Genomic DNA, 16986 nt, shown 5'->3' with positions numbered 1-16986 from the left:
CTGAATACTTCGGCCTTACAATGTGGTCTTTTGCAACTTATAAACCTTCCCTATTTGTTGCACATTTCCAACAATATTGCACGCACACACCACCCACAATAACCGTTATCTGAAGGTTTTTTACTTAAATTTCCCACATCGCGCAAATCGCAATTCGGACTATGCAAAAAAGAAAGGATAAAAAATACAGGTCAGGGCAAAGAAATAAATTTTCACTTGCGCCGTCTTTCAAGCTCTGCAATAACATCCGAGAACTCAACATTGCACCCGCGGAGGGCAAGCATCAGGTGAAAAAACAAATCAGCGGCTTCATAGACCTTCTGCTCATAGTCATCGTTTTTTGCGGCTATTATAAATTCCGTTGCCTCCTCGCCGACCTTCTCCAAAGCCTTGTCAATCCCTTTTCTGTGAGTCAGAATATCAACAACATAACTCTTTTCAGGAGGATTTTCCACCCGGGTACAAATAGTATTCCAGATTTCCTCAAAAATATCAGTATTCATTTACCTTCACAACCTTCCTCGTAAAAAATTTCTCCAATTTCCTTCCTAAAATACCTGCGTGTAAGAATACGTGCTTTTTCAACATTGCACCCGTTTTTACCGATTGCAATACCTAAATCAGATTTGCTTTCAACGTAAACATTGAGCTTATGGGATTCCTCGTCGGCCCTGACATCCCCAATATGAGCAGGTTTGAAGATATTTTCAATAAAACCTTTTATATCGCTGTTTTCTTCAACCATCTCTATTCTTTTGCCAAGGATTTTCTGAAGTTTTTTTATGTTCACGCCGTCTTTTCCTATCGCAAACCCCATATCACCCTTTTTTATAACATATATTATTCTGTCATATGTATCATCCATAACGCAGTCAAGTGCAGTTGATTTTGTGACAATTCTCAACTCTTCAATATATCTTCTCTCTTTAAATCCAATTGTCGATTGCATTCATTGCTCTGGTATTGTATTGACATCTTTTTCATTAAATCTGTTGGCATATTTTAATATGAAGCTAAAACAGATGCAGGCAGCCCACCCCGCCTTTCCTGAAGGACTTTTCATATAACGACCTTATCTCGTCAATACGTTTTGTGCAGTGCGAAGGCGCAAGATAAAAAATCCCCGAAAGAGATTTCAGATCACAGTCAGATACGTCATGAAGACCACCTATAAGGCCATAGACAGAACCATGATTTCTCACAAAAGAAAGAATATTTTCGATATGAGGATGCGAACAGCCTGAAACGACAACAAAGCCGTTTTTCGATCTCATAAAAAGGGACTGTTCAACAGTTTCATCTCCAAGCGGACCTGTTGAAAAAATCCCCGGAACAATCTCTTCATATGACTTTACGATATGCAGATCACTGTTTTCTGATAGGTAATCAAGAGTCTCACCTGAAAAAGAGGAAAGTGCATAAGATTTTATTTTTTTGCCCTGATTATTAAGTTTTTCAATTACGGAAAGACCACCGTTATGGTCCCAGTGATCATGTGACAGAAAAACTGCATTTATCTGGTTTTTACCGATACCTGCCACGGAAAGGTTGTTGTATAATATCTCAGTTTTGGCGCCTGTATCAAACAGTATACCCTGCCCTTCAATAAAGCATGAAAACCCGAAATCGGGAATAAAACTTTTGTCAAAACACAGGTTATTGTAAACTTCAGTTATCCTAAACATCAAAAGAATTGTTTAAGGCCTGATTATGCTTTATACCTTTTATTTTTTTAAAACTAAAAAGAGTTGATAATTTGTCAGCATATCTTATCGCAGACGATATCAATAACACCGTTTTTGACATTGCTGACACTCTGCCCCGCATGAACCATACAAGGCAGTTTTATTGTATTTTCATTATCACCAAAGCATATGCGCACAATCTCCGGCTGGACGTCAATATATGGCATAGTAATGACATCAACCGGAAGCCTTGCCGTCACGTATACTTTATCAGGCCCCTCAAGAACCTCATATTCCAGTTTTTCACTGTTGGCCTTTTCAGAACCGTCCATCTGAAAAATGCGGGGAGGCTCATCGCCACTATGACCTGAAATTATTGTGCACCCTACAAAACGTGCATTCTCATCGAATGGGAGACTGCTTATTATATCCTCCATAACTTTTGCAAGGTTCTTAAATACGTCGTCGTTTGGTTCGTTTGCCATTATAGTTCACACACCCTGTAAAGGTCGCCTGTTCGCTTCACGATACCTTTGGTCATAAGACTGTTCAAAGCATCAGACAACTCGGTTTCTGAGTCCTCAAAAAACTCCTCAAGAGATCCTATGTCCATTTCATAACCTGCCAATGCAAGTACTAAGTTTAACTCTGTCTCACTGTCTAATATTCCTTTGCAGGAGGTTTTTAATTCCCGGACTTTTTTGTCCAGGTCTCTTTCAAGATATTCCAAATCGGAAAGGAGATTCTCACGGGATCTCAGCAGAGCCTGGATTTTTCGGATTTGTTCAAATATGTGCCCGGAGTTATCCTTTTCATCACCCTTATTTCCGGGGATATGCAAAGATACTGAAGCGGCCCCATCCTCAAGATTTATCATTACCTGAAAGTCGTGTGAAAGATAGTAATACTTCCTCCTGTTGATATCGCTTTTGTATTCAAGTATCTTTTCCCGCTCCATCATCTGGAGATGCTCAATAACAGCCTTGGGACTTATCATAAGCCTGTCAGAAATTTCTGTAACAAAACAGGGTTTTTGCCGCAAAAGCTGAATTATTCTCCGGCGGTTTTTATTGCCGAGAATATCGAGCATGCGGGAGACATCTTCACCCTCCAGCATATATACCTAAAGTTAGTATTCAAAATATAATAATATTATCTAACTTGACAATCTGTAATTAGGTGCCTCATCAGTGATAAGAATATCATGAGGATGACTTTCAATCTGCCCTGCGGACGTAATTTTTAGAAATCTGCTTTTTTCTTTCAAATCTTTAATAGTCGCAGATCCGGTGTAGCCCATAGCGGATTTAAGGCCGCCGACAAGCTGGTAGATTACCTCGGAAACAGAACCGACATAGGGTGTCGCTCCTTCAATTCCTTCGGGAACATACTTGTTCTGCCCGATATTCTTCTGGAAATACCTGTCGCTGGACTGGCCTCCGGTCATCACACCAAGTGAGCCCATGCCGCGGTACTGTTTGTACCTGCGTCCCTTTATTGCTATCACTCGTCCAGGAGCTTCATCTGTCCCTGCAAAAAGGCTTCCCATCATAACGCAGTCAGCTCCTGCCGCAATGGCTTTTGCAATGTCACCGCTGTACCTGATACCGCCGTCTGCAATAACCGGCAAATCACACTCGCGGGATACTTCAGCAACAGAAGCAATTGCGGTAATCTGCGGAACACCCACACCTGCTACAACCCTTGTCGTGCATATGGACCCGGGGCCGATACCGACCTTAAGCCCGTCTACAGAATCCGCAAGTTCTTCCGCTGCTTTTCCTGTAGCGATATTACCCGCAATGACATCACAGGATACGGATTTTTTCATCTCCTTTACGGACCTGACAACATTCAGGTTATGACCATGGGCGCAGTCGGCAATAAGAGCATCAGCACCGGCATCATCCAGCATCTTCGCCCTCTTCAGATCAAAAGGACCTACAGCTGCAGCAACACGGAGATTTCCGTCGTCATCCAGATTTGCATTAGGGTACTGCTGTTTCTCAAGAATATCCTGCATTGTGATTATACCGATAAGGGAACCAGAAGAGTTTACAACAGGAAGACGCTCAACCTTGTTTGAATACATAACCTCAAGGGCGTCTTCAATTTTAACAGGCTCCTGAACCGTTATCGGGCTTTTGGTCATGACATTTTTTATATTCTCTGATGAACGGGAGGGAATTATTCCCCGGAGGTCACGCCTCGAAACGATTCCTATTATCTTTCCGCCTTCCATTACCGGAAGACCGCCGATGTTTCTCTCTTTCATCAGGTTATCAACATCAGAGACTGTTGCATTGGACTTCACAGTTAAAACGTCACGTTCGATGAAATCCCCGGCCTGCTTGACAAGTAAAACCTCATCAACCTCGCGCTCGGCCGTCATGTTCCTGTGCAAAACGCCTATGCTCCCGGCACGTGCAAGTGCAACAGCCATATGAGACTCCGTCACGGTGTCCATCGCCGCTGATACGAGGGGTATTGTAAGGTTTATATTCCTTGAAAAACGTGAATTGACATTGGCTTCACTTGGCTCAACGGAGGACGCCGCTGGAATCAACAGAACATCGTCAAAAGTGTAACCGGTTTTCATGTTCAGTTTTTCAGTATACATATAAATTATTCACCTGACCATAGCCATAGCTTTTTGCACTAACTCCTCTCTGATAACTGCACTGCGGTCCCCCCCGCACACCATACCCCTTACACCGATAATCTCAGGATTTATCTTCTTTAATACAGTAAGGTCATTAAATTTAAGAGAACCTGCAAGCGCGGTTTTTAAACCAAGTTTACGATTATTTTCAGTAAATTTAGCGAGTTCTTCTTTATTAAGAAAATCAAACAGACCTTTGCCGTCTTTTACAGCTGTGTCTATCATTGCCACATCAGCACCGGCCTTCGCGGCAATAGGTGCCATATCAAAAGGAGAAATTGAGTCTACACGGCCGGAATCAGCATAAGCTGCCGCCACAACAATCTTTTCTGGGAATCTCCACTTAACGGCCTTTGTTACATCGCGTATAAAATCAAACGCTTTTTCCTCCCCGTCAAACTTGAGACCGACTTTTATATAATCCGCCCCCGCGCAGGCAGCACCAAACGCAGCCTGGGAGGCTCCCCCGGGCAGAAACCCGAAATCTCCGATAGCTGCACTGACCGGCTTTTTGCTCATATTTTTTATTTCCGAAATAACCCATGGAAAATTCGCACCAAGGGAGCCCTCAGAAGGCTTTTTTACATCAATTATGTCAGCTGAAAGCGCATACCTGGCTTCTTCTGCGCTTGACGGACTAACTAGCAAATCCATACTTATTTTTTAGCATTTCACATAATTAGTGATTTTTATATCTATGCATCGGGATAAACTGCAAATACCACTTCTTACCGGTTCTCAGGAACCGGCATATACGATGAACGCCTTAAAGCCAGGGGCAAAAAACTGATTTTCAAAAAAATATTCTGCCCCCCTTTCCCCTCTATTCCGTGTAATCATCAACCACAACAAAGAAAGTATCCAATGATACAAAATTCCAGTATTGTCCGGGCAATTGTCAAAATATTAATTTCTTTATAAAATAGACCGTTTCAAAACCACAATTATTTGTATTCATTACGAGATATAATAACATGGCAAAAATTCAGGTGTTTTATTTATGAAAATTTTTCTCGCCGTAGACATTCTCAACGGAAATGTCGTCCACGGCTATAAAGGAAGACGCTCTGAATACCGCCCACTGGACTGGGGCATTGCAAAGTCCACAGTCCCCTGCAAATATATACAGGAAATGGGCGCAAAGAACGTTTATTTTGCTGATCTTAACATGATTGAGGGGACAGGAAACAATAACAGTGAAATCCTTGCATGCAGGGGTCTGACCGGCACCGCAATAATCAACAGGGGTGCAAAAAAACCTGAAGACGCAATAAAAGAAAACTGGCTTAAAAGTGTTATCAGTTCAGAGACCTGTACAGAGGAACAGAAAAATTTCCCCACGGGCTCCTTTGATTATTTCAGCATAGTCGTCAGGGACAAAAAAACATACCCGTCAAAAAAATTACCTGCAGAAGTTTTTTCAGCCTGCAATGAATGGAATTTCAACGGCGGCATCGTAATGAACCTGTCAAGCGTCGGGTCTGAGGACAGGATGGGAGGTCTGGATATCGAAAGTATAAGGAAATCCTATTCAAAGGAGCTTCTATACGGAGGAGGGGTATACGACATGGAAGACCTGAAACGTCTTTACGATGCAGGTTACGACGGTGCTATAATAACGACCGCTGTTCATAAAGGCAGAATTCCAAAGGAAATTCTGGCGGAAGGAGAAATATGCTGGTAACGGTTGAAGGTATTGACGGAAGCGGAAAATCCACCCTTCTACAGGGTCTTGCAGAGAAATTAAAGGATTTAAACCCTGTATTTACACGGGAACCCGGAGCAACATGGATAGGAGAACAGGTAAGGCGAGGGATAAAGGAGAAAATAAATCCGGTTGCAGAGGCTCTCCTCTTCGTGGCAGACCACGCGGCGCACCTTGACACTGTCATTAGACCTGCCCTGAAAGAAGGAAGGCTTGTTGTCTCAGACAGGTACACGGACTCAAGATACGCATACCAGTCCGAAACCCTGAAAGGTCTTGTGAAAGACCCAAAAAAATGGCTTGAGGACATTCACAACGGCTGGACGATATCTCCCGACCTGACGTTTCTCCTGATGCTTCCCGTAGAAGAGTCGCTTGAAAGAATAAACGGCAAAAATATTGAAAAAGAGCATTTTGAGTGCAGGGCGGTACTTGAAAATGTTCAGGCAAATTACCTTGAACTGGCTGAAAAAAACCCCGAACGCTTTATAGTAATCGATGCAAAAAAGGACAAAAAAGAGATTTTGGACTTTGTTTCAGAGATTATACGTAAAAAATCAAAAATAGCCCGTATTAATTAATTTTATGGAGTTTTCCAATGGCTACACAAAAAATCCTGATTGTAAATGATGATGTTTCGGATGCAATCGTAACCAAAGCTATCCTTAGAAAGAACAATTTTGAAGTCTCCGGCATCATCATAGATGCACTTGACGCAATACAACAGGCAGGCTCGGAAAGACCTGATCTCGTCCTTATGAAAATAGGAATATCGGGCAGTGCCAGCTCAATAGAGGCTGCCTCCAAAATTATAGAAAACTACAGGGTGCCTGTTATGTTCATTGTCGGCGACAATGACATTTCGCTTTTAAAAAGGATCAAAAAGCTCAATAACCCGGTAGTTGTCCTCAAGCCCTTCAGCGAGGCCGAACTCATAAAATCAGTGACTCTCGCCATAAACAGGCATATAGCTGAAGAGAAGATGCGCCAGAGCAGAGACGAGGCAAACATAGACCCTGCCGAAACCGGCCTTAACAATATCCCGGCTCCTGCAATCACAATAAACAAAAGAGGAGCTATAACGAGGATAAATAAAGAAATGGAATTTTTCACGGGCTTCAGAAAAAACGAACTTATCGGCAGAAAATTTCTCTCGCTTATTGATACAACCGAAAAGAACAGTGGTGATGAAGACATCAGGATTTGGCCTGACAAAGTCCTTATAAAACTTTCAAACGGCAAAACACAGAGAGTGTCCATATTTACTGGTTTTCTTGAGAGTTTCGGGGACAATTTCGATGAGCAGATACTGGTATTCAAAAAAGAGACAGGAGAAGTTGAATTTGCAGTGAAGGATATAGATGTAATCTTTGCAAAAGTACTCAACTCCCTTGATGATATAGTATTTGTCCTCAACACCGAGATGGAGATTACCCACTACAACCAGAAATTCGCTATTTTTGCAAAACGCCTTTCCATGAGCAAATTCCAGCTTTCACGTCCTGTATATGAAATCCCGCAGTTCTCCAAAATCGCAAATGTAAACGTATACGAAGAACTGTTCAAAAATGCAAGGGAAGTAAAACAGGTCAGAAAATACGGCAGCGGCAAAGACTGCATGTATATGCTTTTTAAGTTTATCCCTCTTGAAACAAATGGCAAAACTTCTCATATGATAACCGTTATGCGTGACATTACGGAAATGCAGGAGGCCAGGCAGAAAACAGGCGTGATATACGACGAATTCATGAAAAACAGAACCCTCATAAAAAATATCCATACGGCAATAGGAGATATCAGGACAGCACTTTACGGCATAGTGAAATACGTCGAAAAGAACCCGGACAAGTTGAGGGACAGTGAATTTCAGCAGGTTGCAATGCTTACGAGGCATGCGGAAAAAAAACTGCTGGTATTCGACAATGCATGGTCAAAATATGAAACCCAGCTTAATATGCTACAGATGAATGCAAAATACAAATTTGATAAAAAATAAGCAAACGCAACATATTTTTCAAAAATTTTTTAAAATGATTTATCAGGGCAATTTTTATTACTGCCAGCGCGGAAGCGACGACAGGTATGTTTTAACCATTATTTTCGCTTTGTCCAAGGGCATATTAAGTCCTTTTGCCATAGCGGGTGCATATTTGGATACGGCCTCATCTATTGTCATGTCAGGTTCGATGAATTTTCCGTTCCGGTAGCAATAAGTGCAGTACTCCATTGATTTTGAGCCATCAGCTTCAGTCCCGAACTCCTCATCGTTTTTCATAGGCATCCCGCAGCTTTCACATAAGGGAATATCTCTTCCCGCCCACCTTTTTAGACCAGACAACTGTTCCTTTGAAAACGCAACAGCATTTTCCACCGGGATTTCAAACATTTCAGACATTATCGCACCACCTTTTTCAGCCATCTCATCGATTGTGATATCAGGTGCGGTGAACTTTCCGTTCCGGTAGCAGTAGGTGCAGTACTCCATTGATTTTGAGCCGTCAGCCTCAGTCCCGAAGTCTTCTTCATTTTTCATAGGCATCCCGCAGCTCTGACAGATTCCATTTTTCATATTTTTGTTCATCTCCTTTTTTCAAGACAGTCACAGACTGGTTAATCCTCCTGTTTAAGCATAAAAGTTAATAAAATATTCCCGCAGGGTGTGAAAGTGACAGTTTTAGAATTACATAGATGTTATGAGATAATAGTTGCATGAATTGTCTAAAACATTCGTATTCAGATCACTTAGAATACTTAATACAATGTAACCAAAAAGCATACTTCTACGAAAATTGTGTTTTATAGAATAATTAATAGTCTAGATGTTTTTTTAAACAAAGTGCAATAATTTACTTTCACACCGCTAGACATATATTTAAATAAGATCTTGTGGAAATAGACCGTTTGAGGGAATTACTTTTTGGCAAATGAAATTTCTAATTTAGATAATCTAACTGAAATAAAAGAGTTAGGAAAAGACAAATTTATCTTTGATCTAATCTATCAAAGACACCTTAGAGAGCTTGAAAGGCTAAATTCATTAGATAATAAAGCTAGTAATACTATCTTATTTGTAGGGATTATATTCAGCTTATTTTCAGCTGCCTTAGGAATTTCAACAAATAACTGGTTGTTTTTTAATGGAGAGTATATAGTATCTTTAGTTTCTAGATTCTCACTAATATTTGGAATATTATGTTTAACTGTATCAATAATCTGCAGTATCAAAGCATATTGCATAAAAACATTAGATGATGTTCCCAATACACAAAATCTTATAACAAAATATGCCATGGATTCATCAATTAACTACAAAAAATTAATAGGAACAATTGGTACAGAATTGTCCAAAACAATAAAAGATAACAGTGAAATAATAAACAAAAAAGCAGACTTCATTAAATATAGCCTTTTCATGTTTGGTATAGGAATGATTTTAATACTATCATTCATATTTGAGGTATTATTACTAAAATGACTACACCAGGCAAAAGAAAGGAAAAACAACCACCAAAACCTACATGGGGTGAAGGTGATAATTCGCTCAGAGAGCAAATTAAAAGCAAAAAGAAAGAAGAGAAAGATCAAAATGACAGAAGATAAAGGAAATAACCAAAAAAATACATCTCCAAAACCTCCTTCTTCACAATGGGGACAAGGAGACAGTTCACTTCGCGATCAAATTAAAGAAGGAGCTAATTATGGCAAACGACGATAAATGTAATAAAACGTCATCTCCTCCTCCACCTTCTCCAAAATCTTGGGGAAAAGGCGATCCAGACCTTCGTGTAAAACGTGAACTTGGTGAAGATAACAAAAATCATTGCGATAACTAAAACCAGAAAAAATATACGAGAAGATTTTTTAATAATATGAAAAAAATTATTAATTCTTATGGATAGTCACAATGACGTCATCTGAAAGCGTCAGGACATCCACCTTCTCGCCTGCGACACTGTTTGAATAGACAGGCTCAAACGAGTTCTCCAGAACTTCCGTTTCAACGCCGTCAAGGACAACCGTCTTCGGGGGGTTAACCTTTTCTTCCTCTGAAAGGTTTCTTATTGCATTCATGTATGCATTGGCCTGCTTTCTGAACTTAGGCCCGATGACACCGAAGTTGAACTTTACGTCAGACACGGATTTTATAAGTTTTGGCTTCTCGCACTTCCACTCAAGGTCTGCATTAAGAGCTGAAGCTGCATCCCCCCCGTCGTTTATCCTGTAAGGGGAGTAGACCACAACATGACCGAGAGGTGCGTTAAGTGCAAGACCGGAATCGTGCTTGTAGCGGCGGACTTCAGAAACCACTTTTGCCAGAAGGTCACCCTCTTCTCCTGCCAGGGCATCCTCAAAGTCAAGGTTGACCCATGACTGCTCGTGAACACTCTTTCCTGCAAGTATACTATAGCATTCCTCGGCAAAGAAAGGTGTAAAAGGTGCAAGCATCCTGCAAAGTGCATCTATAGAAGTTCTCAGGGCGTATAGTGCACTTCCACGGCCTGTTCCGTCACCGTAAAGGCGGCCCTTTACAAGTTCGATGTAGTTGTCGGCGAAAACTTCCCTTGCAAACTCGCGTATCGAACCGACTGCACCGTTGAAGTTGTACGTATCAAGGCACTCCGTAACAGTCTTCTCCGTTTTGGAGAGCTTGTCCATTAACCAGCGGTCAGCAAGAACGGATGCTCTGTCGTCCTCCGGCTCTCCCTTCTCAAGCTGCATCATTGCAAAGCGGCAGATATTCCACATTTTGGTCTGGAAACGGGATGCTGCGATGACATCGTTCCAGCTGAAGACGATGTCCTGTCCTGTTGCCGCACCGCTTGCACTCCACTGGCGGAAAGCGTCGGCCCCGTAGTCTTTCAGGACGTCCTCCGGTGATATTACATTCCCCCGGCTCTTGGACATCTTGAAACCGTCGTCACCGAGAACCATACCGTTTACAAGAATCTCCTCCCAGGGAGGAAGCCCCGTAATGGCACCTGCACGAAGGATAGTGTAAAATGCCCATGTCCTTATTATATCATGTCCCTGCGGGCGGATCTGGGCAGGGAAAAGGTCAGGAGTCTTTGTACCGTCCCAGCCTGTGACATTCAAAACCGAGATGGAGGAGTCCATCCACGTATCAAGGACATCCTTCTCGCCAATAAACTCATTCGAACCGCACCTGGGACACGGCCTCTTCGGCCTGTCAACGGTCGGGTCAACAGGAAGGTCCTCTTCATCAGGAAGGATTACCTCACCGCATTTTTTGCAGAACCATACCGGTATCGGTGTTGCAAAAATTCTCTGCCTTGAAATGCACCAGTCCCACTCCATCTGCGAAGCCCAGTTCTCGAGGCGGGACTTCATGTGCTCAGGCGTCCACTTTATTTTATCCGCAGACTTCAGAATTTCGTCGTTGTGGACTTTGACAAACCACTGGCGCTCGGAAAGGATTTCTATAGGAGTCTTGCACCTCCAGCATGTGCCGACACGCTGGTCAAGTGACTCCTGGCGCTTCAGGATGCCCTGCTCCTTCATATCCGAAAGAATAGCCTCGCGGCATTCTGCTGAATTCATCCCGGAATATTTTCCTGCAATGGACGTCATCCTGCCCGAGCGGTCAATAGCCTTTCTTAAATCAAGCTTGTGCTGCTTCCACCAGTGAACATCCTGCTTGTCACCGAAAGTACAGATCATAACGGCACCGCTTCCAAAAGCGGGGTCGACTGCCTCGTCCTTTATCACCTTTACATCATGACCGAAAAGAGGCACTTTCAGCGTCTTTCCTGCAAGATCTTTGTACCTTTTATCATCAGGATGCACTGCAACCGCAACGCAGGCAGCCAGAAGTTCCGGGCGTGTCGTCGCTATCTCCAGACCGTCGAAATCAAAGAAGTTTAATTTTGTGGTCCTGTCCTCGTATGAAACCTCGGCAAAAGCAATGGCGGTCTCACAGCGGGTACAGAAATTTACAGGATGCTCACTCTGGTAGATGTCACCCTTTTTGTACATCCTGAGAAAAGACAACTGTGTCTTTTTGTAGTACTCGGGCATCATCGTAATGTACTCGTTTGACCAGTCGTTTGAAAACCCGCAGCGCCACATCGTCTTGCGCATTTTTTCGATGTTCTGCAGGGTCAGCTCCCTGCACATCCTGCGGAACTCTTCTCTGGGAACGTCGTTTTTGGTGATTCCGTTAAGCTCCTCGACCTTGACCTCGGTAGGAAGGCCGTGGCAGTCCCAGCCCTGAGGAAACATAACATTGTACCCGCACATTCTCTTGTAGCGGGCGATGAAATCGATATAGCACCAGTTGAAAGCGTTTCCTATATGGAAATTTCCGGTCGGGTATGGCGGCGGCGTATCAATTATAAACTGCGGTTTTTTGGAGTGTCTGTCAAAATAATAGTTCTCCTTCTTCCATGTATTCATCCACCGCTCTTCAACCTCAATAGGATCATAATTTTTTGGAATTTCCTTTGGCTGAGACATATTCCCTTAAATTTTGTTTCTGGTATGACATATAATTGATTGAAAAGTCCCGGATGGGCAAGCCAGGCTAACGTCTTTTAAAAAGAATTTCAGAAAAAAACTTCCTCCACGGATAAACCTGAACTTAAAAAAACGGCATACGAAGTGCAGTATTACTTGCCGGATTCTGCCACTTTTCTCCTAAGAATTCAAACACCTTTGGTTATAATAAATAAGAAACACATAGTTATCTTTGTTTAATATGACCTGCCGTGGCGACATGTATCTCGTGCTTATCCTTTCTGTAGCGGCAGTAATAATAGGACCTTTAATAAGCCCCCCATGGATTCTTGCAGGAATAACAATTCTTATCTGTGCAGTTTTTTATCTTCTGAAAGACGCCAGGTACCCGGCAATAGGGCTTAGTATCGTTGCACTGCTCTACGGGGCAGAGATGATATCCCTGATGGTCTTTCTGGGGACAATTGCAATTGTCATGATGGGTGAAGCGGTTTACAGAATATGCCCGTATAAAAAATACAGGTTTTTTTTGTACATTATCGCTGCATCGGCCTCGTCCATTATAGTTATGAAATATCTCAGCTACAGCAACGTTTTAATTCCCTTAACCGGAATAATCGTTGCGCTGATGCTGAAATCCATCCTCTACAAACGCGAGGACGCGATTATGATCGAGTGCATAGGTGCCTGCATGACGATGTACCTTTTTGAGGATATCAGCTATACTGCAAACATAAACCTGATTATCCTTGCAATTGTCATCTCTTTCGCTTTCGGGCTTATTTCATACAAAATGAAGGCTGCCGATTTGTCCGGTCTTTTCAGCGCCGCCCTTATGGGGATTCTCATAATAGTCTTTGCCGACATTACTTGGTTTTTTGTAATGCTCACCTTTTTTATCCTAGGTTCGGGATTTACAAAGTACAAGTATGAGAAGAAGAAAGCAGAGGGAGTTGCAGAGTCACGCGGAGGCGTCAGGGGTTTTCTGAACGTTTTTGCAAACGGGCTTATATCACTGTGCGCAGCAGTTCTTTTCGGAATATACCAGGACAACGTGTTTGCGGCGGTTTTTATTGGAAGTGTCTCCGCTGCAATGGCCGATACAACCGCAAGCGAACTTGGAATGCTCGGAAAAACCCCGTACCTGATAACAACCCTTGAAAAGGTTCCGAAAGGAACAGACGGCGGGGTGACGCTTTTCGGTGAAATTGCAGCGGTCACAGCATCAGTTATCCTTTGTGCTATCTCATATTTCCTAAACGTTGCAACATTAGGTATTGCTATTGCAGGCATAGCCGCAGGTTTTGTAGGAACAAACGTCGACAGTCTCGTGGGGGCTACTCTTGAAAGACGCGGAATCCTGAAAAATACAGGCACAAACTTCATATGTACATTATCCGGCGGAATAACCGCGGCTGTGCTTTACCTGTTCCTGTTATGAAAAAGTTTATTTTGCGGTTTCACTTTTGGATTAGCTTTTGGATTAACTAACTGAAGTCCTGAATCTACGGGATAAGAAAGATAAGACCTTTTTAAAACAGATTATTATTAAAGAAAATGCCCCGATAGATTATCAGGATAAAACCACGTAAGAATCAAAAATGAACAGATTAATTCAAAAAAGATATGGACTTTGGATATTCTGCTTAATACTATTATGAATACTTGTACCATCTGCCCTTTTCGTCGTATTCACCCTGTGTTTCAGTCATTCCGGGGCCGGTTACTGTTTTAACGTCCATCAAAACGTCCCTGTAGAACACGGCCTTGTATACAAGAAACAGGGCTGTAAAAAGCAGTGTCCCTATGAAGGATATCACTGAAGTGACAAATACCCCGTAATCACCTATCATACCAAAGAGAATTTCCGGATTCTGGGCAAGGCTGTTTAATTCGGTTTCATTCATTGTCAGAAGAGGTTCAAACTGGTCTGCAAGGATGCCTGACCACACCATGGAAATACCTGTGAAAAGGACAAGCATTACAAGAATTAGAACTGCATAAAATCCCAGGATCTGGACAGGACGTGCAAAAGATGCCTCAAGGCTTCTTTTTATGCACTCAAAGACCTTTTTATCTTCGAATATTGCTGCGGTGTCGTAAAAAAACACCACCAGCAAAAGCGGCAGGAAGAATATGATGAACACCGACGCCAGCAAAAGCGAACTGGATGCACCTGAGATAAGAACAGGCATTGTAACTATAAGCATGAACAAAAACGCCGCCGACATAATAAGGACAGTCGGGAGAAGAACACGGAAATATCCGGAAATTCCCTGCTTCACGAAATTTCGGAAAGAGTAATCGTCCGTTTTTACTGCCCCGTAAACTCCTGCAATAAAAAGAGGCATCACGACAAGAGAGAAAATGACAACTCTTTCGGAATAAAATGCCCCTTCAAGGCCTGAAAAAGCAAAATGAATACCGGCCGCAGAAAAAAGACCGGCAAGTATTCCCGGAATCCATAATACAGGATGCCCCAGAAGGACCAGGGCTTTATGGAGAGACTGAAATCCCATTTTCAGCGGTTCCTCGGCATTGCAACAATTTCGCGCACCTGGAGATCAAAATATGACGCGGTATACGAAGGCTTTACAACACACACAGTATCACAGCCCCCGGTCGTCCCGCCGCAGGCAATTATTTCCTCGTCAGGCGACACAAAGCCCTGGTCGGCTGCTATAAGAGTGCATTCGACAGCAACCTTGAGGCCGACCGCAACTGTCCTGCGAAGAGTCTCTGCAACAACCTCGGTCCTTGAGGAGCCTCCAAGTTTACTGTTTCCGGATATTGCCCTTTCAAGACCTGAAAGCGCGTGTGTCCCCTTTATAACGCGGACACCCTCACCCTCAAGTTTTTTTGCAAGGTCTTGCGGGAACTCCCATACGCCGGGAGCTGAAAAGCCGACCACGTGAGTTACGACAATCAGTTCAACGTCAGGACCCGACAACGCCTTTTGAAACTTTAGTGCCGACCTGCCCTTTGAACTTGCAACGACAACCTTTTTTATACCGGTTTCAGCCGCTCTTTCAGCAGCAAACTTCGCCGCGTCCGCGGTGTTCTCAGGACCCGGATTTTCGAAGTAGTATGTTTTCCTCGATATATAGCTCATGAATACAGATTATGTTCTTTTGTCTGATTTATTTATCCCAAAATGAGATTCCCCTTTTACACCGGGCAGTAAAAAAGATCACTCCCATTAAATGAAAATCATTTATGAGTCAAATGCCAAATATGAAACTGAAATATCTTTTACCTTTAAAGGAGGATTACTGCCATGATAAACCTAGCAATAGCAGGAAAGCCAAATTGCGGCAAGTCTACCTTTTTCTCAGCTGCAACCATGGCTCCTGCCGAAATAGCAAATTATCCGTTTACAACGATAGATGCAAACAACGGTGTCGCTTATGTGCGCATAAACTGCGCATGCAAAGAACTTGGAATACAGAACTGCCCTGCCTGCAAAGACGGGGTCAGGTTTGTCCCGGTCGGCCTTATCGACGTTGCCGGACTTGTCCCTGAAGCGTACAAAGGGCGCGGACTTGGAAACAAATTTCTTGACAACCTTAGGGAAGCCGATGCAATTATTCACATAATCGATGGAAGCGGCTCAACGGATGAAGAGGGAAATCCGGTTGAAAACGGCTCACACGACCCTGCCTCTGACATAGGATTCGTAGAAGAGGAGATGAAAATGTGGGTATACGGTCTTCTGGAGAGAAACTGGCATAAAATACAGCGTTCTGCACAGCAGAAAAACTACTCGATAGAAAACACGGTAGCCGATCAGCTCGCAGGGCTTTCTATGACCCCGGAGCACGTTGCAGAAGCGGTCAGAAGAACCGACATTTCCCTTAAAACCTGCACAGAGGAGGAGTTAATCAATTTCTGCGGTGTCCTGGTTGAGATCGCAAAACCGTTCAGGGTTGTTGCAAACAAGGCTGACTGCGCTTCAAAAGAGCTCCTTGAAAAACTTAAAAATGAGAATATCTCGTTTTCAAGTGCGGCAGGAGAGCTTGCCCTGAGAAAAGCGTCGGAGGCAGGTCTTATCTCATACGTGCCGGGAGACCCGGATTTCACAATAAACGAGCCCGAAAAGCTCAACAAACCGCAGAAGACAGGCCTGGACGCCATAAAAAAAGTCATGAATGAATTTGGCGGCACAGGGGTTCAGCAGACAATAAACGGAATGGTCTTCGACCTTTTAGACATGATAGTAGTATTCCCTGTCGAAGACGAGAACAAGTTCTGTGACGGAAAGGACAGAATACTCCCCGATGCATACCTGATGAAACGCGGGTCCACACCGCATGACCTTGCGTACCATATTCACTCCGACATAGGCGACGGATTTTTGTACGCAGTTGACGCGAAGACAAAAATGCGCATAAAGGAAAACCATATCCTGAAGTCAGGCGATGTCATAAAGATAGTGTCGACAAAAAAATAAATACAATATA

The 16986-nt window shown here is 43.0% G+C and carries 19 protein-coding genes; 8 read left to right on the top strand and 11 right to left on the bottom strand.

What is annotated here, in order from left to right; all coding sequences use genetic code 11:
* Window positions 1-212: 212 nt before the first annotated feature.
* The 7 genes from hisE to J2128_RS12550 all read right to left on the bottom strand — a co-directional run bounded on the left by hisE (window position 213) and on the right by J2128_RS12550 (window position 5001).
* Window positions 213-503 (bottom strand): phosphoribosyl-ATP diphosphatase, encoded by a 291-nt coding sequence (hisE, locus tag J2128_RS12580; RefSeq protein ID WP_209691808.1) that lies wholly within the window; start codon window positions 501-503, stop codon window positions 213-215.
* Entirely contained in the window at window positions 500-949 is a 450-nt protein-coding gene (locus tag J2128_RS12575) for a NusA-like transcription termination signal-binding factor (protein WP_209691807.1), read from the bottom strand. Before J2128_RS12575 ends, hisE begins: the two co-directional genes overlap by 4 nt.
* 64 nt (window positions 950-1013) lie before the next feature.
* Complete coding sequence (locus J2128_RS12570) at window positions 1014-1685, bottom strand: MBL fold metallo-hydrolase (RefSeq protein WP_209691806.1); 672 nt, start codon at window positions 1683-1685, stop codon at window positions 1014-1016.
* Between the two features lie 74 nt (window positions 1686-1759).
* Window positions 1760-2170 carry a heat-shock protein Hsp90 gene (locus J2128_RS12565; RefSeq protein ID WP_209691805.1) on the bottom strand — a complete coding sequence of 137 codons (411 nt, stop codon included), beginning with the start codon at window positions 2168-2170 and terminating at the stop codon, window positions 1760-1762.
* Window positions 2170-2802: an ArsR family transcriptional regulator gene (locus J2128_RS12560; RefSeq protein ID WP_209691804.1), complete on the bottom strand. Its 633-nt coding sequence runs from the start codon at window positions 2800-2802 to the stop codon at window positions 2170-2172. Before J2128_RS12560 ends, J2128_RS12565 begins: the two co-directional genes overlap by 1 nt.
* A 39-nt stretch (window positions 2803-2841) precedes the next feature.
* Window positions 2842-4305: an IMP dehydrogenase gene (gene guaB / locus J2128_RS12555; RefSeq protein WP_209691803.1), complete on the bottom strand. Its 1464-nt coding sequence runs from the start codon at window positions 4303-4305 to the stop codon at window positions 2842-2844.
* Window positions 4306-4314: 9 nt separating this feature from the next.
* Window positions 4315-5001 carry a (5-formylfuran-3-yl)methyl phosphate synthase gene (locus J2128_RS12550; RefSeq protein WP_209691802.1) on the bottom strand — a complete coding sequence of 229 codons (687 nt, stop codon included), beginning with the start codon at window positions 4999-5001 and terminating at the stop codon, window positions 4315-4317.
* A gap of 346 nt (window positions 5002-5347) precedes the next feature.
* Between J2128_RS12550 and J2128_RS12545 the strand changes: the two genes are divergently transcribed.
* The 3 genes from J2128_RS12545 to J2128_RS12535 are packed head-to-tail and all read left to right on the top strand — an operon-like array spanning window position 5348 to window position 8048.
* On the top strand, window positions 5348-6031 hold the full coding sequence (locus tag J2128_RS12545; RefSeq protein ID WP_209691801.1) for a HisA/HisF-related TIM barrel protein: 684 nt from the start codon (window positions 5348-5350) through the stop codon (window positions 6029-6031).
* Window positions 6022-6633 (top strand): dTMP kinase, encoded by a 612-nt coding sequence (tmk, locus tag J2128_RS12540; RefSeq protein ID WP_209691800.1) that lies wholly within the window; start codon window positions 6022-6024, stop codon window positions 6631-6633. The genes J2128_RS12545 and tmk overlap by 10 nt, the downstream gene beginning before the upstream one ends.
* A 17-nt stretch (window positions 6634-6650) precedes the next feature.
* Complete coding sequence (locus tag J2128_RS12535; RefSeq protein WP_209691799.1) at window positions 6651-8048, top strand: PAS domain S-box protein; 1398 nt, start codon at window positions 6651-6653, stop codon at window positions 8046-8048.
* A gap of 57 nt (window positions 8049-8105) precedes the next feature.
* On the opposite strand, the gene J2128_RS12530 is transcribed toward J2128_RS12535, so the two are convergent.
* Window positions 8106-8621, bottom strand: a complete 516-nt coding sequence (locus J2128_RS12530; protein WP_209691798.1) for a zinc ribbon domain-containing protein — start codon at window positions 8619-8621, stop codon at window positions 8106-8108.
* A 348-nt stretch (window positions 8622-8969) separates the two neighbouring features.
* Here J2128_RS12530 and J2128_RS12525 point away from each other — a divergent pair, with 348 nt between their 5' ends.
* From J2128_RS12525 to J2128_RS12925, 3 genes are all read left to right on the top strand, one after another.
* Entirely contained in the window at window positions 8970-9527 is a 558-nt protein-coding gene (locus J2128_RS12525) for a hypothetical protein (RefSeq protein WP_209691797.1), read from the top strand.
* Window positions 9524-9652 carry a hypothetical protein gene (locus tag J2128_RS12930; RefSeq protein WP_281069320.1) on the top strand — a complete coding sequence of 43 codons (129 nt, stop codon included), beginning with the start codon at window positions 9524-9526 and terminating at the stop codon, window positions 9650-9652. Before J2128_RS12525 ends, J2128_RS12930 begins: the two co-directional genes overlap by 4 nt.
* A 98-nt stretch (window positions 9653-9750) precedes the next feature.
* Window positions 9751-9885, top strand: coding sequence for a hypothetical protein (locus J2128_RS12925; RefSeq protein WP_281069319.1), 135 nt, complete (start codon window positions 9751-9753; stop codon window positions 9883-9885).
* A 49-nt stretch (window positions 9886-9934) separates the two neighbouring features.
* Here J2128_RS12925 and J2128_RS12520 read toward each other — a convergent pair whose 3' ends face one another.
* Window positions 9935-12526, bottom strand: coding sequence for a valine--tRNA ligase (locus J2128_RS12520; RefSeq protein WP_209691796.1), 2592 nt, complete (start codon window positions 12524-12526; stop codon window positions 9935-9937).
* A 241-nt stretch (window positions 12527-12767) separates the two neighbouring features.
* Here J2128_RS12520 and J2128_RS12515 point away from each other — a divergent pair, with 241 nt between their 5' ends.
* Window positions 12768-13967, top strand: coding sequence for a TIGR00297 family protein (locus J2128_RS12515; RefSeq protein WP_245323801.1), 1200 nt, complete (start codon window positions 12768-12770; stop codon window positions 13965-13967).
* 214 nt (window positions 13968-14181) lie between these two features.
* Here the strand turns inward: J2128_RS12515 and J2128_RS12510 are convergent, their stop codons facing one another.
* Entirely contained in the window at window positions 14182-15045 is an 864-nt protein-coding gene (locus J2128_RS12510) for a hypothetical protein (protein WP_209691795.1), read from the bottom strand.
* A gap of 2 nt (window positions 15046-15047) precedes the next feature.
* Window positions 15048-15638, bottom strand: coding sequence for a pyruvate kinase alpha/beta domain-containing protein (locus J2128_RS12505; RefSeq protein WP_209691794.1), 591 nt, complete (start codon window positions 15636-15638; stop codon window positions 15048-15050).
* Between the two features lie 165 nt (window positions 15639-15803).
* On the opposite strand from J2128_RS12505, the gene J2128_RS12500 reads away from it, so the two are divergent.
* Window positions 15804-16976, top strand: coding sequence for a redox-regulated ATPase YchF (locus tag J2128_RS12500; RefSeq protein ID WP_209691793.1), 1173 nt, complete (start codon window positions 15804-15806; stop codon window positions 16974-16976).
* Window positions 16977-16986: the final 10 nt, after the last annotated feature.

It is taken from the genome of Methanomicrobium sp. W14 (genome assembly GCF_017875315.1).
Taxonomy (GTDB): Archaea; Halobacteriota; Methanomicrobia; order Methanomicrobiales; family Methanomicrobiaceae; genus Methanomicrobium.
This window is presented reverse-complemented; position numbering and strand designations above follow the sequence as displayed.

Coding starts and splice junctions, on each gene's coding strand:
- hisE (WP_209691808.1), bottom strand. CDS start 503: ATGAATACTGATATTTTTGAGGAAATCTGGAATACTATTTGTACCCGG.
- J2128_RS12575 (WP_209691807.1), bottom strand. CDS start 949: ATGCAATCGACAATTGGATTTAAAGAGAGAAGATATATTGAAGAGTTG.
- J2128_RS12570 (WP_209691806.1), bottom strand. CDS start 1,685: ATGTTTAGGATAACTGAAGTTTACAATAACCTGTGTTTTGACAAAAGT.
- J2128_RS12565 (WP_209691805.1), bottom strand. CDS start 2,170: ATGGCAAACGAACCAAACGACGACGTATTTAAGAACCTTGCAAAAGTT.
- J2128_RS12560 (WP_209691804.1), bottom strand. CDS start 2,802: ATGCTGGAGGGTGAAGATGTCTCCCGCATGCTCGATATTCTCGGCAAT.
- guaB (WP_209691803.1), bottom strand. CDS start 4,305: ATGTATACTGAAAAACTGAACATGAAAACCGGTTACACTTTTGACGAT.
- J2128_RS12550 (WP_209691802.1), bottom strand. CDS start 5,001: ATGGATTTGCTAGTTAGTCCGTCAAGCGCAGAAGAAGCCAGGTATGCG.
- J2128_RS12545 (WP_209691801.1), top strand. CDS start 5,348: ATGAAAATTTTTCTCGCCGTAGACATTCTCAACGGAAATGTCGTCCAC.
- tmk (WP_209691800.1), top strand. CDS start 6,022: ATGCTGGTAACGGTTGAAGGTATTGACGGAAGCGGAAAATCCACCCTT.
- J2128_RS12535 (WP_209691799.1), top strand. CDS start 6,651: ATGGCTACACAAAAAATCCTGATTGTAAATGATGATGTTTCGGATGCA.
- J2128_RS12530 (WP_209691798.1), bottom strand. CDS start 8,621: ATGAAAAATGGAATCTGTCAGAGCTGCGGGATGCCTATGAAAAATGAA.
- J2128_RS12930 (WP_281069320.1), top strand. CDS start 9,524: ATGACTACACCAGGCAAAAGAAAGGAAAAACAACCACCAAAACCTACA.
- J2128_RS12925 (WP_281069319.1), top strand. CDS start 9,751: ATGGCAAACGACGATAAATGTAATAAAACGTCATCTCCTCCTCCACCT.
- J2128_RS12520 (WP_209691796.1), bottom strand. CDS start 12,526: ATGTCTCAGCCAAAGGAAATTCCAAAAAATTATGATCCTATTGAGGTT.
- J2128_RS12515 (WP_245323801.1), top strand. CDS start 12,768: ATGACCTGCCGTGGCGACATGTATCTCGTGCTTATCCTTTCTGTAGCG.
- J2128_RS12510 (WP_209691795.1), bottom strand. CDS start 15,045: ATGGGATTTCAGTCTCTCCATAAAGCCCTGGTCCTTCTGGGGCATCCT.
- J2128_RS12505 (WP_209691794.1), bottom strand. CDS start 15,638: ATGAGCTATATATCGAGGAAAACATACTACTTCGAAAATCCGGGTCCT.
- J2128_RS12500 (WP_209691793.1), top strand. CDS start 15,804: ATGATAAACCTAGCAATAGCAGGAAAGCCAAATTGCGGCAAGTCTACC.